Here is a 13,545-nt window from a genome sequence, read left to right on the forward strand (position 1 = left end):
GCCACCGCCGTACGCGTGCCGTCTGTCAGAGCCGTGTGTCCAGGAGCTTGCGCAGGGGCGGCGAGAGCTCGTGCACGGGGGCTCCGGCGGCCTGGGCCCGGGTCAGCTCGTCGAGGTAGCGGCGGGCCTCGCCGGACAGCTCCCGCTGACGTCTGCCGAGGCGGTGACCGGCGGTCCAGGTCCAGATGCCGAGCGCGATGAGCAGGACCGACGCGTACGCCGCGGGCAGGTCCTCGACCACGGCGTAGCCGATACCGACGGCTCCAGCGACGACGAGGATCCAGCCCGCCTCGTCGTGCCAGCCGCCCTGGTCGGCGATCCGCTCGTACTCCTCGACCTCCGGGGGCTTGGGCGGTGGAGCGACGGAAGTGGAACGGCCCCCGGCCGGTGCCTCGTACGACGGCAGCGGGGCCATGTCCAGCGCCGCGCCGCCCCGGCCGGTCAGCCAGGCGGGCACGTACGACACGGGGGCGCCGTGCGCCCGCGCCGCCGCGAGGACGTGCCGGTACCCCTCCAGGAAGGGGTGGCGGAGCCTGCGCCTGCCCTGGAGGTTGACCTGGACGAAGGCGGCGAGGGCCAGGGCCAGGACGACGGCCGGGGGGGTGACGGCGACCGCCATGTTGTCCGGCTCGCCGGAAGCGGCCCACACCAGCCACACGATCCCGACCGCGGTGGCCAGGGAGCCGGCCCAGACCAGTCCACCGCGCGAGAGCCGGCGCAGGGCCGCCTCGTGCTCGGCGAGGGTCCGCCCGACCGTCTCGTCGTCGAAATAGTCGTAGCCGTAGGTTCTGCCGACGTCCCGTACGGCGGTGGCGAGCCGGGGGTCCGCGGACAGTGCGCGGGCGCCGACCGGGAGGAGGCCCGTCGCGTTGTCGTTCATGCTGCGATCCTCAGCTGTCCGGACGTCATCCGAAGACGGAGTCGCCCGGCCCGCGCACCGTGCGGGTGCAGGGGGCGACGACCTCGACGACGAGCCGCTGCCGGCCGTGGATGACGGTGACGTTGACGCGGTGGCCGGTGCCGCTGTCCGCGGCCAGGGACACGCTCTCCCCCGGTGTGCCGGCCAGCTTGAGCCAGCCCTGGCTCTGGAAGGTCTCGTCGAGCCGCCCCACGGCGACCGCGAGCTGCGCGTCCTCGACCCCGTCGATCTGCCAGAGGTGGCGGGCCGTGCACACCGTCGTCAGCCCCTTGGACCAGCAGTCGGCGCAGGTCACCGCGGACACCACGTTGCCCTCGTCCATCCGGCCGCGGACGCCGAGACCGTCCAGGACCCGGCTGGAGAAGGAGTAGAGCTCCTGGACCACGGCCGGGTCGGGTGCCACGTCCGGGACCGGCTGGGCCCGGGAGAGCGCGGCCTCCATCTCGGCCTGCTCCTCCGTCGCCCAGTCCAGGGTCCGCACGATCGTCGCGAAGAGCTCCGAATAGAAGTCCCAGTCCTCCATGCAGGGCGTGGAGAGCTCGAACGCGAGCAGGTCGGCGTTGTTGGGGAGCGGGATGTAGACCTGGATCTGGCCGCGCGGCACCTCCAGGGGCTCCCCCGTGGGCGAGGCCTCGGCGGTGAGGGTGAAGGGGGCCTGGCCGATCCGTACGACGGCCTCGGAGTCGCCCTTGCCGGAGGGCAGGGTGCTGAGGCGGACGTCGTCGTCGGGGTAGGCCCGCCGGAGGCCGCTGAGGGCCTCCGACAGGACGTCCTCGGCGGTGATGTCGTGCAGCGGCATGCGGTAGACGGCGACGGTGGCGGTGCTGGGGCGGCCGTCGAAGTCCAGGTTGCAGAAGCCCGCGTACACGGCTCCGGCGTTGCGCAGGTCGTCGATGATGCCGGCGTAGGTGACGAACATGCGGAACCGGTCCTGGTCGGTGCCGCCCGGCATGACCTTGTGGACCGTCTCGTAGAGCTGCTCGGCCGCCTCTTCGGCGTCGTCCGTGCCCAGCGGGAGTTCGTGGAAGAACGGCGGGACCACCCAGCCGACGTGCAGGGCGAACGGCTCCGTGGCCGGAGCGGCGGTGGTGAGTTCGCTCATGGTGCTCAGGCCGCCAGGGTCTGGTGGAACTTGTCACCCGAGGCCGGCCAGGGCATCGTCGTGACCTGGGGCTCGGGGCGGGGCTGGCCGGTGGCCGGGGCGGGCTGGGTCGAGACCGCGGGCGCGCCTTCGCCCTCGTTGCCGCCGGAGATCAGGTGGCCGAGGCCGAAGCCGGTGGAGAAGCCCTTGACACCACCGGTGATGAGCGACGGGTCGACGGCCTTGCCGAACTTGCCGAGGCCCCAGTTGATCATCTTGGTGCTCATGGGGTTCTTGATCTGGTTCATCATGACCTTGGCGCCGGACGCCAGTGCCCCCGCTTCCCGGGCCCCGGTGAACAGCGCCTTGCCGCCGGAGATGAGCGCCTTGCCGGCGCCACCGACACCGGGGATCACACCGAGCGCGTCCAGGCCGACCTTCCACATCGGTGCGCCGCCCATCCAGTGGCCGGCCATCGCCGCGCCGGCGAACGCGACCGAGCCGGCACCGAGGATCGCCGAGGCGACCTGACCGCCGACGGGGATGACGTTGACGACGATGGCGGCGGCCGCGAGCGCGGCGGAGATCGTGGAGAACAGGTCCGCGTTGTCGATCAGGAAGTTCTTGAAGCCGTCCCAGGCTCCCTTCAGACCGTCCGTGATCTTGTCCCAGACGCTGATGTCCGGCGGCCGGTTGTTCGCGGCCTCGCGAATGGCGTTCTCGGCCTTAGCGGCCTGCTCCTCCCAGTACTTGCGGAGCGCCTCGCCGTCCTGGATGAGGAGCTTGAGGTCGGTCGCGGCGTCCTGGGCGGCCCGGGAGGCGGAGTCGGCCTCCTCCGACAGGGCCTTGGCCTGCTGCTCGGTGAGCTGCTGGAACATCGCGCCCTCGATCTTGACGTTGACCCGGTCGACGTCGGCGTTCTTCTGCTCGAGCCGCTTGCGGGCCTCGACCGCGCGCTCCTCCAGGTTCTTGGCCTGGCGCTGCATGGTCTCCAGCTCGTCGTGCCAGCCCTTGAGCGCCCGGGAGCAGGCGTTCATCGACTCGTGGCCCTGCTGGAGGTACTTGGGCAGCTCGCCGACCTTCTCCTGGAACTTCTTGGCGGCCTCGCCGTCCCAGATGCCGTCCGTCTTGCCGATGCCGACGAGCATCTCGCGCATCTCGTCGAGCTCGTCGCCGACCGTCTTGACGTCGTACGCCAGCGACTGGATCGTGTGCAGGTCACCCTTGGCCGGATTGAACGTCAGTCCGGGCCAGTTGGGATCGTCGAACATCCCCATCGTCTTCTCCCCGTTGTGTGCGTGTGCGCGTTGTCAAAGCGGTGGTGCGGAGGTGGTGCAGCGGTGCTGCGGGCTACTTCTGGCTGAAGCCCTTCTGCAAATCCTGATCGGTCGACCGGTACGCCTCGAGCGTCTTCTGGAGCCCCTCGTGCAGCTGCTTGGCGCCGTCGGCGATGCGCTTGATGCCGTCGCCCCAGTCGTCCTGGAAGTCGTCACAGGCGTTGTCGAGACCGTCCGTGCCCAGGCCCTTGGGACCGACCTTGTTCAGCCGCTCCTGGGCGCCGCGCATACGGTCGTCCACCTGGTCCAGCCTGTTGATCAGGGTCTTCATACGATCGACATCGATCTGGAAGTCCGCCATCCCCGTTGCCTCCCCGTAGCGTCATCGGTGATCGCCGGTCAGACTATCGGAGCAGCAACTTCCGGCCTACCTGGCGGTGTTCGCTGTCGCCAATTTGTGGCATGCGCACGCTCAGGCGCGGTCCCATACGTGCAGGACGGCCTGGGCGTAGGCGAGGCGTGGGTCCAGACGGGGTGAGGCGAGGCGGTACTTGCGGCCTGTCTGGTACTCGATCACGGGGTCCGGCTCGCCGTCCCGGCGCCACCGGGTCCAGGTCGGCGGCTCCAGCTCCCAGGCGGCTTCCTTCTTCGCCTCACCCTTCTCGCCGAGCAGCAGCCAGAGCGCTCCCTGCGCCGACATGACCGCCCAGCACAGGAAGTAGATCGGGGAGATCAGGACGAACACCGTCCACGCCTTGCCGGTCCCCACCTCGCCGGCCAGCGGTCCCTCTCCCTGGGCGGGCTGCACGCTCCACCGCACGCGGCGCGGCCACGGCAGGGTCCGGCCACCGCGCCGGGTGATCCGGCCGAGCGGGACGCCGTCGCCGCCGTAAACCTCGTAGACACCGTCGCCGACGGACCGTACGGAAGCGAGCGGTTCGCCGTTCGGGCCGCTGAGGGTGAACGGCGGCCGGCTCTGGCGGCCACCCTTCGGGGCGTCCTGGGGGACGTGGACGTACGCCAGCGGCGGGCCCTGGGGACCGGGGCCGGCCTGTTGGACGGTGGTGGCCGGCTCCCCCGGTGCGGCCTTGTCGTATCTGCGCAGTCTCTTGTTGGGGACGTGGATCACGGTCTCCGCAGGACCGGGCGCCTGGCCGTACGGCCCCGGTTGCTGAGCCTGCGGGGCCCATTCCTGGCTGCTGTGGTTCATGGCCGCCCAACTGTCGGTCCGGTTGACGTTGACGGTCGACAGACTCTCAAAAGTGGGTCGGCGATGTCGCGGGGTGGTCGGCGTCGGCGGGGCCGCGGCCGACTTGTCCACAGAACTTCCACACCCCGCACCCGAAGGTGTACGGCCCCTGCCGGATCAGCCCTCGGTACGGCGGGCCTGCCACAGGTCGCGCAGCAGCGCGATCTCCGCCATGTGGTGGATGAGTTCCAGGTTGGAGCCCCACAGCGTGGCGATGTACGGCTCGTCCGGGGCGGAGCCGTAGGGGTACTGGGAGAAGCCGATGGTGTCGAGCTGTTCCTCCGTCACCTGGCCGACGGCCTCACGCCAGCGGTCGAGCAGGGACCAGAAGCGTTCCTGGGCGAGGGAGGCGGAGGGGGTGAAGTCGACCAACTGGTGGGGATCCGTGCGGCGTTCGCCGAAGGTCCACTCCCATTCACCGGCGAAGCAGGAGTGGAGGTGCGCGAGCCGCCACGCGATGGTGGTGACCGGGCTGATGTCGGGTTCCACGGGGCCGGTGTGGGCGAGGACCTCCTCGACCCGCTCGACGCTCACGCTCCAGTCCTCGGCGATCTTGGCGACGCTCATGCCGTCGGCGGCCTGCCGGGCGACCTCGGCGTACTCGCCCGACGGGATGTCCGGGGCGCCCTTGTCGATGACCCACTCACCGGGACCGTAGGCCCGAGGTGTCACCGCCTCGCCGCGGCGCCGGATCGACCAGCAGCCGGGGACCGGCTCCCAGAGGTACTCCTCGTCGCCGAGCCCTTCGAGCCGTATCTGCGCCCGCTCCCTCACGCAGTCGAACTGGTCCAGCAGTACGCCCAGTCGGTCGGTCCGTATGCGTCCCGTCTCCATGCCCCGGCTCCCCTCGCCCTCATGTCCCGGCGGAGGCTAACCGCCCGCCGATGAGAGCGCGACGGATTTCCGCGCCCTCCGGTTCCGTTCGGAAAGGTCTGCGCCAACTGGGCTTCAGTTCAAGTCAAGTGACACCGGATCAACTTGTTCACAAGATTCGATCAAAGTTACGTTGCCCCGAGAAACTTTCGAACGGGGGTCCCTGTGGGTGTAGTCCTGCCGAGCGAGCTGGATGCGGCCCTGGACCTGATAGGCATCAGCTGGCCCAATGTCGACGAGGACGACTACCGCGACATGGCCCAGGCCATGCGGGAGTTCGCCGACGACATCGACGACGGCGCCGCGGACGCGCACCAGGCGATCACCGACCTGGTCGGCGGCAACGAAGGCCTCGCGATCCAGGCGCTCGAGAGGCACTGGGATCTCGTCAAGGGCAAGCACCTGACCAACCTCGCCGAAGCGGGCCGGGTGGCGGCGACCGCGCTGGACGCGGTCGCCGTACTGATCGAGGGCGCGAAGATCGCCGCGATCGCCCAACTCGGCATCCTCGCGGCGGAGATCGCGGCCGCCATCGCCGCCGCCCCGCTCACCTTCGGCCTGTCCACCCTCGGCGGTGTCGCGGGCACGCAGGTCACCCGGATCGCGGTGAAGCGCATCTTCGAGGAGGTGTGCGAGGAGATCGCCGGGCGGATCATGGAGGTCGCGATGGGCCCGGTCTTCCAGGCCCTCGGCGCGATGGCGGGCGACCTGGTCGTGCAGATCGGCGGCAACGCCCTCGGCACGCAGAACGGCGTCGACCTCGGCCAGACCGCGAAGGCCGGCGAGAAGGGTCTGGGCGAGGGCGTCGACACCCTCAAGTCGGGCGGGATGCAGCTGGCCAGCGCGGGTGGCGGCGGCGGTTCCATGCAGCTGGCCGGTGCGGGCGGGGACGGCGGGTCGAGCAGCGGAGGCGGCGGCGGTCAGTTCAGCATGGACCTCGACTCCTACGACCGCGCGAGCAACGGCCTCAAGGGCGCGGGCGGCAAGATCCGCGACGGGGCCGGCACCAAGCTGTCCCGCGCGAAGTCCTCGCACGGCCGTGCTCGGGGCAAGGACCCCCTCACCGACCTCCTCGACCCCATGGTGGACGAGGTCATGGAGGGCATCGGCAAGGGCGTCAAGCGTTCCGCCGCCCACCTCGACGAGAGCATGACCGGTGGCCTCAAGCAGATGGCCAAGCGGCACAAGGACAACGACGACGGCATAGCGACGGAACTCCAGGGCCTCACCAAGTCGCCGGGCCGCGACATCCCCGTCTACCACCTCGACGACAAGGGCAAGGTCACCCGGATCACCTCGGCGGGGCACCACGATCTCACCGATGACGACCGCACCCGCCTGACCTCGCTCAACCTCCAGGGGGACACCGTCCCCGAGCGGAAGGCGGGCAACTATCCGCTGCCCAAGGGCAAGCGGGAGAGCAAACCGTCGCAGCAGGTAGCCTTCGGTAGCACTGATCTCTCGCAGGCCACCAGGACGGCCCGCCAGGCCAACGGTGACTACGGAAGGACGTCGAAGGGGAAGTTCTCCAGCCGGAACTACGCCGCGGGCCGGTACGGAAAGCCGGGTGACGACGACGAGTTCATCATCGTCGGCCGCAGCAAATGGCCCGCGTCGCATTCGGAACGGCAGGTGGGGATACCGTTCCTCAATGCCGGGACCAAGGACCGGCTGACCGAGCTCTACACCGAACGAGAACCGTGCACGACCGGAAAAGGCGCGCAGAACTGCAGCGCCTGGATGTCGGAGTACCTCCCGAAGGACGTCCGCGTCTCCCATACCGTCGAATACGGCGACACACCGGATTCGAAGCAGAAGGGCAACGACGCGATGGAGAAGTACCTGAACGGCATGAACCCGAAGAAGAGGTAGCAACAGCACATGCCCCCGCTCGTCGACCACGCGATGATGGAGTCGGTCTTTCCCGCCGAGGAGATCGAGACGTGGCAGGAGGAGAAACTCCCCGCCGGACTCCACGCCTCGGCGCGCACGGTCCTGACCGAGGTCGGACTCCCGCACGACCGCAGCTCCTTCTTCCTCCTGGACGGCGCGCTCTTCGAGGGCGAGGACACCCCGGCAGCATTCCGCCGCTGCGCGGAACTGGAGCACTTCTCCGAGTACGAGGACATGCCGGAGGGCTGGGAGAAGTGGCTCGTCATCGGTGAGATCTTCTACGACGTCGTCGTGCTGGATCCCGAGTCCGGCACGGTGTACTGCCTGCCCGACGGCGAATACCGGGCCCTTCCGCTGAACCGCAGCCTCGATTCCTTCGCCTATTTCACGTATCTCCTCCAGCTGGAGCGCCCTAAGTACGACTACTCGGTGTCCGAGGACGTCGACGATTCCGAGGATGTGGCGATCTCTCTGCGGGAGCGGATGATCGAGGCCGACCCGTTGCCTTTCGAGGGCGTGGAGCCCGCCTGGTCGGAGGAGTTCGACTGGGATGACGAGGACGCCCCCCGCCTGCCCCCGTGGGATGCTGTGCTTTCGAACGTGTACGAGTCGATCGACTAGGCGGAATCACCCATGACAGCCCCTGCGGACCTTCTTCGCGATGTCGGCATTCCGGCCCGCCCGAATCCCTGGTTCGACCTCCGCGAGCGGCGGACGGACCTGCCCGAGGGGGCCGAGGGCTGGCTTCTGCTGGGCATGGTGCCGTATGACGACATCGCCCTGGACGGGGTCTCCGGGGTCATGCACTGCCTTCATGTCGCCGAACCCGAGGCGAGGTAATGGCGATGAACGACAGCGCGAGGAATGACAGCGATATTCGGCGCATCGGGGAGATCACCGTTCCGCTGACCGTCGGCCCGTATTTCACGACGGCCGCGTCCGACCCCGTTCCGTTGCAGGACTTCGCCCAGTCCGTCGGGCGTACGGTCGTGCTGGAGGAGTGCCGGGAGTGGGCGCGGTTCGGGTCCGACCGCGGGTTCGAGATCTGTGCCGATCAGGAGGGCGTCGTACGCGCCGTGCTCCTCGACTGGACCGAGGAGTCGCGGTTCGTCAACGGCACCGCGGAGGCCTTCGCCCGGTCGCTCACCGCCCTCGGACAGGGCCTCGCCCAGATCCTCGGCACCGACGAGCCGCAGGAGGCCGGCGCCGCGTACGCGGAGCTGGAGCAACGGCTGCGGACCATCGACCCACGGGCGTTCGAGGGGCGGGAGCACTGGTGGCCCCTCGTCCTGGACGACATCCGGGACACCGCGGGCGCGGAGTGGTTCACCGCCTTCGAGATCGTCAACGACCAGGGCGAGAAGCAGATCGTCACGCAGGCCGGTGACATCGGGGTGCACCCGGAGGAGCGGCTGTGGGCCCGGCTGCGGGCCGCGGGTGTCGAGCCGCAGCAAGTCCTGCGCGTCCACACCGAGTTGGAGGCCTGCTTCATGCCGGGCCACTACTGCTCGCTGTGGCTCGGCCAGGTCTTCCCCGACGCTCAGCTGACGCACAACTTCCCCTACGGCGAGACGGCCGAGTCCCGCGCCGAGGGCATCCGGCAACTGCGTGAGGCAGCGGCCCAGCAGCCGCAGTGAAGGGGATCCAGCACATCATGACCGCCGGTACGACCGTCACGCCGGACATCACCTCCTGGCCGCCGCTGGACGAGGAGAAGCGGGCCCAGGGGCAGCGGTTGCTCGACTGGGCGGCCGTCGGCGAAGGGCCCCGGCTGTGTCTGGTGCGGGGGGCAGGGGGCAGCGGCAAGAGCGCTCTGCTCGCCTGGCTGCTGGCCGGGACCGTCGGCCGGCCAGGAGTCACGGTCCACGCCACCGTGCCGTCCGAGGGGCTGACCACCGAGAGCTTCGCGTGGGAGCTGGGCCGCCAGCTCGGCTACGGCCCCCTCTCCCCCGACCGCCTGCTCGACCAAGTCGCCGCGGACGAAAGGCCCTTGCTGCTGCTCGTCCCCGATCTGCACCGGGCGGGAGCGGGTCCCGCGGATCTGCCGTCGGCCGAACCGGAGACCTTGGTCGCGGAGTTGCTGGAGCCGCTCCTGGCTCTTCCCCATCTGCGGGCGGCCGTTGAGGTCGGGACGTCGGGGCTGCTGGCCGCGCACGGCGGTGCCGAGGTCGTGGACCTGGGTGAAGGCGGTGGAGACGGCGACGGCGACGGGACCGGACAGTCTTCGTCCGTCTCATCCGTCTCGTCCGCCTCGTCCGCCTCGTCTGTCTCGTCTGTCTCATACGTCGATCTCGTGGCCGCGGTCCCGCGCACCGCCGACGGCCGCCCGGACTGGTCCCAGGCACCCGCCCCCGTGCTCCGCCGCATCCTCGACGCGGCGCTGCGCACCGATGACCAAGGGGCCGCCGTTCGCGGCCTGTTGGCCGATCCGGGGTTCCTGGTGCACGGCTCTGCCACCGCGCTCACGGCCACCCTCGCCGACGAGCGCATCCCCGTGCCCGGGCGACTGCGCGAGGTGTGGCGGCGGGCCGCCCCGGAACTGACGGCGTATCACACCGACAGCGCCGAACGGGCCGCCCTGCTGCACGCGGCCGCGGTCGCCACGGACCCGGGCCTCGCCGAGTACCTGCGTCCGCTCGCCGGACGGCACTGGTGGTCCACGGTGTGGGGCCGGCCGGACCTCTCCGTGAGCGCGCTCGCTTCGGTGCCGGGCGTGGAGGGACGGCTGCTGGCGGCCGAGCGGACGGGGCGGCTGGGGACGTATGACGTCGGGAGCGGGGGGTCGCTCGGGGCGGTGTCCGGCGTGAGCGGGGCGTCGCTCGGGGCGGTGTCCGGCGTGAGCGGGGCGTCCCTCGACACGTCACCCGGCGTCTCCGACCCGAGCAGGGCGTCCGGCCTCTCCGACGGGGCCGCCGCGTCGTTCGGTCACCCGGCTGTCGTACGACCGCGCTCCCTCGCCGCTCGGGACGTCCGCTCGGCGCTGCTGCTCGACGGGTCCGACGCGCTGCTGCCGCTCGTGACCGAGGACGACCCGACCACCGCGTTCGCGCTCGAGCGCATCGCCGAGCACCATGGTTCGGCCGCGCTCGCCGGGGAGGAGTCGCTGGTCACCGCGCTCGGTGGCGGTGGCATCCGGTCGCCGTACGCGATCGTCGGCGACCGGGGCGGCACGGTGCACGTGTGGTCCCTGGGCGAGTACCAGGACGTCCCGCGCTCCTGCCAGGTGCACGAGCAGCCGGTCACGGCCGCCACCTGCGTCGACACCGCCGACGGGCTGACGCTCACCTTCACGGCCGGGGCGGACGGCTCGGTGCGGCTGTGGGAGACCTCGGCCGAGCCGATGCCGGTGCCGGTGCAGCAGCGCCGGTACCGGACCACCGCGCTCGCCGCGGCGGACACCCCCGCGGGTCCGGTGCTCGCCGTGGCATGGAGCGACGGCGAGCTGCATCTGTGGCACGTGTTCTCCGGCAGGGTGCGGGTGCTGCCCTGGCTGCGGGGGTGCGACGCCCTCGCCCTGACCCCCGACGGACTGCTGGTCATCGCCGACCCCGGGGGGCTGTCCGCCGTACGGCTGCGGCTGGACGTCCTCTGGGAGCAGTGAGGTTCCCTGGCCGCTGGCCGAAGGGGCTGGCGGTCGCTGACGCCTTCGGCTCGCGGGCGGCCGGCGTCGGGGGCGTGAAGGAGATTCCCGCGGCCACCAGCGTGGCCAGTTCCAGGAACTCCTTCTCCGCCTCGGAGACCTCGGTGGACAGGGACACCACCACGAGCTGGAACGTGGCGGTGCGGACGGCCGACGTGCTCTCCCCTTCCACACCGAACAGCGCTCCGGGGACCGTGACCGCCTGGTCGGCCACGACGACCGCGGCAAGCCCCGCTGGCAGCGGGAGGACCGCCTTGTGCGTACCCGGCTGCTCCGGGTGGGCGCGCAGCGCGCTGTGCGGGTAGAGGTGGGGGTCCCGGGCGGGGCGGTCGGTCACGGAGATCTGGCAGATCCCGGTGAGGAGCAGGCCGTCGTCCGTGCGCAGGAGGAAGGAGCTGAAGTGGACCAGGCCGTCCTCGACCAGCGTGGCCAGGGCGGCCTCGAGCCGCCGTCGACCACGAGCTCCAGTTCCGTTCAGTGCGTCAGAGCGGTGCCCCGGCGTCTCAGTCGGAGACCCGACGCAGGAACAGCCACATTCCCTTGGTGTCGTGGGTCTGCGGGGTGAATCCCTCTTCCCCGGCGATCACTTCGGCCTCGCCGACGGAAATCTTCGGATACCGGGCCGGGTTGTCTGCGCTTACGACGAGCCCCCACGCGATCAGGAGGTTCACCACCACCAGCGCGACCAGCACGGCACCGATCACCCCGAACGCAACCGGACTGACGACACCACCGGGCGGAGCCGCGAACGGCACACCGGCCTTGTGCATCGCGGGGAGACCTCCGGGTGATTACGGCTACTACGGCAGGGCCCGCACGTTAGCGATGTCGGGTAAGGATTCGGCCGGGGTGAAGGGGCCGGCCCACCGCGCCGACATGTCCGTTCCGGCGCCGTACCGCCGTTGTTGCCCCTCCGGACGCCACGATCCCCTCACACGGGTTCACACCATCTGCCCTAAGGGTCCACGCCGCACCCATCGCTCTTTTCCGTATGGACCACCAGCTCTTTCCCCGCGGATGAGGAAGAGGTGTGGCGGTCAACCGACCACCATGATCGTGCTGCTCATCATGGCGGTGCTCGCGCTGAGCGGAGCCGGCTTCGGGGCCGCGCGGGACGTGGCATTCGAACGGCGTCTGCCTGGGTCAGGCAGACGCCGTTGGTTCTGGACCAGTCAGTAAGGGTCCTGTTCACCGGCTCCCTTGAAGCTCCTGAGCCGCCGTCCCGGGATCCATCCTCGCCACCCCCTGCACGGTGAAGCCGACACCCGGAGCGAGCACGCCCGACACGGCGGTCCACCATCGCCAGGCTCCGCTGTCCGGGACGAGCAGCAGGGTGGCCAGGCAGCCGAACGCCACAGCGAACCCCGCAACGCCCGGCAGGGAGGCGGTCACCAGCCAACCCGCCCCGAGATCCAGCAACCTGACCCGCCGTTCGGGGTCCGGCTGCGCTGGATCGGTGAGATTCTTCGCTACGGCCTCCTCGGCCACGCGGACCGGGACCGCGCCGGGCAGCTGCCAGCCGTCGTCGCCCACCAACTCGGCAAGGACGTCACGGCCTCGGCGCTGACGGGGATGCCAGAGCAGCAGGCCCCGCGTGCCGGACAGGACTTCGCCCGCTGCCTGGGTTCCCATCTGGGAGTGGAAGGGGACCGTGTGACCGCGGCATTCCAGCACGAGGCATTGCAACCGGCGAGTGTTCTCCCGGCGCTTCTTCTCGTCGGCAGCCTCGGGGCTTCCTGGCAAAGGCACTTCGGTGTGCTGTTCGGTGCCGGTGACGGTGACGCGCATGGTGCGCCAGTCCGGGGTGACCGTGCGGGAGGGCCGACGGACGCTTCCGGTCAGGGCCCAGCCCACGGTCGCGGCGAGAGTCGCCAGTAGCCACAGGGGTCCGATCACCCATACGCTTGCGAACTCCACCGCACGCCCGTCGAGTTGACGCTGCACCTCAGCGAGCTGATCGTCGCCGATGGCGCCGAGCTCGGGCCGCTCCGGTACGGACGCCACGTACAGCTCGCTGCCGATCCCCTGGCGCCGGTTGGTGTCTGCCCGGAAGGTCGCGGGCACGCTGCTCCCTCCTGCGGCTGCGGGAAGCAGGACGGTGTAGTCGGCTGTCGCGGAGGAGCGGTGACTGGTGCCCGCGTCCTGGTTCTCGATCTTCACGATGGGACGCCGTTCGATCGCCGCGCCCTCGCGGGCCAGGGCCGCGCTCAGGCCTGTTCCTCGCGCATCCGATGCGGCGAGCGTCACCCAAAGGGCCATCAGAGTGAGGGAAGTGACCACCGCGCCGCCGTAACGGATCGTCAGCCAGCGTGTGCCGCTCATCCGCTGGGGCACGGTGCCGTCGCCGCTTACCGGCGACGCCGAGGCCGCCCGCACGGCCCATCCGTAGGTCTCACCGCGGCGCCGGCCGCCGTCGCGCAGCACGGCCATCGCCCAGATGACCAGGGACGCGGCGAGCAGAGACACTGAGAACCACAGGACAGCCGCGCGCACCGGTGCACCCAGGAACAGCCCGGTGGTGGTCAGCGCCACAAGGGCGAGCGGTACGGCCATGGTGACGAACCTCCCGCAGAGCTGGTAGGCACGGATGTCGGTCACGGCCTTGTCAACGGT

General features: G+C 70.4%; 14 protein-coding genes. 5 read left to right on the forward strand and 9 right to left on the reverse strand.

From position 1 onward, the window contains the following. Positions 1–25: 25 nt before the first annotated feature. From OHN19_RS11300 to OHN19_RS11325, 6 genes are all read right to left on the reverse strand, one after another. Positions 26–880 (reverse strand): hypothetical protein, encoded by an 855-nt coding sequence (locus tag OHN19_RS11300; protein WP_330264069.1) that lies wholly within the window; start codon positions 878–880, stop codon positions 26–28. Between the two features lie 25 nt (positions 881–905). After that, positions 906–2,021: a hypothetical protein gene (locus tag OHN19_RS11305; protein ID WP_330264070.1), complete on the reverse strand. Its 1,116-nt coding sequence runs from the start codon at positions 2,019–2,021 to the stop codon at positions 906–908. A gap of 5 nt (positions 2,022–2,026) precedes the next feature. Further along, positions 2,027–3,277 (reverse strand): putative T7SS-secreted protein, encoded by a 1,251-nt coding sequence (locus OHN19_RS11310; RefSeq protein WP_330264071.1) that lies wholly within the window; start codon positions 3,275–3,277, stop codon positions 2,027–2,029. Between the two features lie 73 nt (positions 3,278–3,350). Beyond that, complete coding sequence (locus OHN19_RS11315) at positions 3,351–3,638, reverse strand: hypothetical protein (protein WP_330264072.1); 288 nt, start codon at positions 3,636–3,638, stop codon at positions 3,351–3,353. A 111-nt stretch (positions 3,639–3,749) separates the two neighbouring features. Beyond that, positions 3,750–4,487, reverse strand: a complete 738-nt coding sequence (locus OHN19_RS11320; RefSeq protein ID WP_330264073.1) for a hypothetical protein — start codon at positions 4,485–4,487, stop codon at positions 3,750–3,752. A gap of 156 nt (positions 4,488–4,643) precedes the next feature. Next, entirely contained in the window at positions 4,644–5,360 is a 717-nt protein-coding gene (locus OHN19_RS11325; protein WP_330264074.1) for a DinB family protein, read from the reverse strand. Positions 5,361–5,564: 204 nt separating this feature from the next. Between OHN19_RS11325 and OHN19_RS11330 the strand changes: the two genes are divergently transcribed. Genes OHN19_RS11330 through OHN19_RS11350 form a run of 5 tightly spaced genes read left to right on the forward strand, consistent with a single transcriptional unit; the run spans position 5,565 to position 10,893 of the window. Beyond that, positions 5,565–7,271: a nucleic acid/nucleotide deaminase domain-containing protein gene (locus OHN19_RS11330; protein ID WP_330264075.1), complete on the forward strand. Its 1,707-nt coding sequence runs from the start codon at positions 5,565–5,567 to the stop codon at positions 7,269–7,271. Positions 7,272–7,280: 9 nt separating this feature from the next. After that, complete coding sequence (locus OHN19_RS11335) at positions 7,281–7,913, forward strand: SUKH-4 family immunity protein (protein WP_330264076.1); 633 nt, start codon at positions 7,281–7,283, stop codon at positions 7,911–7,913. 12 nt (positions 7,914–7,925) lie between these two features. Continuing rightward, the gene (locus OHN19_RS11340; protein WP_330264077.1) at positions 7,926–8,132 is read left to right on the forward strand and encodes an SUKH-4 family immunity protein; all 207 of its coding nucleotides are present in this window, start codon (positions 7,926–7,928) and stop codon (positions 8,130–8,132) included. Between the two features lie 5 nt (positions 8,133–8,137). Then, positions 8,138–8,929, forward strand: a complete 792-nt coding sequence (locus OHN19_RS11345; protein WP_330264078.1) for a nucleic acid/nucleotide deaminase domain-containing protein — start codon at positions 8,138–8,140, stop codon at positions 8,927–8,929. Between the two features lie 17 nt (positions 8,930–8,946). After that, the gene (locus OHN19_RS11350; protein WP_330264079.1) at positions 8,947–10,893 is read left to right on the forward strand and encodes a hypothetical protein; all 1,947 of its coding nucleotides are present in this window, start codon (positions 8,947–8,949) and stop codon (positions 10,891–10,893) included. On the opposite strand, the gene OHN19_RS11355 is transcribed toward OHN19_RS11350, so the two are convergent. The 3 genes from OHN19_RS11355 to OHN19_RS11365 form a co-directional block, all read right to left on the reverse strand. After that, complete coding sequence (locus OHN19_RS11355; protein ID WP_330264080.1) at positions 10,829–11,269, reverse strand: hypothetical protein; 441 nt, start codon at positions 11,267–11,269, stop codon at positions 10,829–10,831. The two genes, OHN19_RS11350 and OHN19_RS11355, sit on opposite strands and share 65 nt — an antisense overlap. A 166-nt stretch (positions 11,270–11,435) precedes the next feature. Beyond that, positions 11,436–11,702 (reverse strand): hypothetical protein, encoded by a 267-nt coding sequence (locus OHN19_RS11360; RefSeq protein WP_330264081.1) that lies wholly within the window; start codon positions 11,700–11,702, stop codon positions 11,436–11,438. A gap of 418 nt (positions 11,703–12,120) precedes the next feature. Further along, on the reverse strand, positions 12,121–13,530 hold the full coding sequence (locus OHN19_RS11365) for a hypothetical protein (RefSeq protein ID WP_330264082.1): 1,410 nt from the start codon (positions 13,528–13,530) through the stop codon (positions 12,121–12,123). Between the last annotated feature and the right edge of the window lie 15 nt (positions 13,531–13,545).

It is taken from the genome of Streptomyces griseorubiginosus, from assembly GCF_036345115.1.
Classification (GTDB): domain Bacteria; phylum Actinomycetota; class Actinomycetes; order Streptomycetales; family Streptomycetaceae; genus Streptomyces; species Streptomyces griseorubiginosus_C.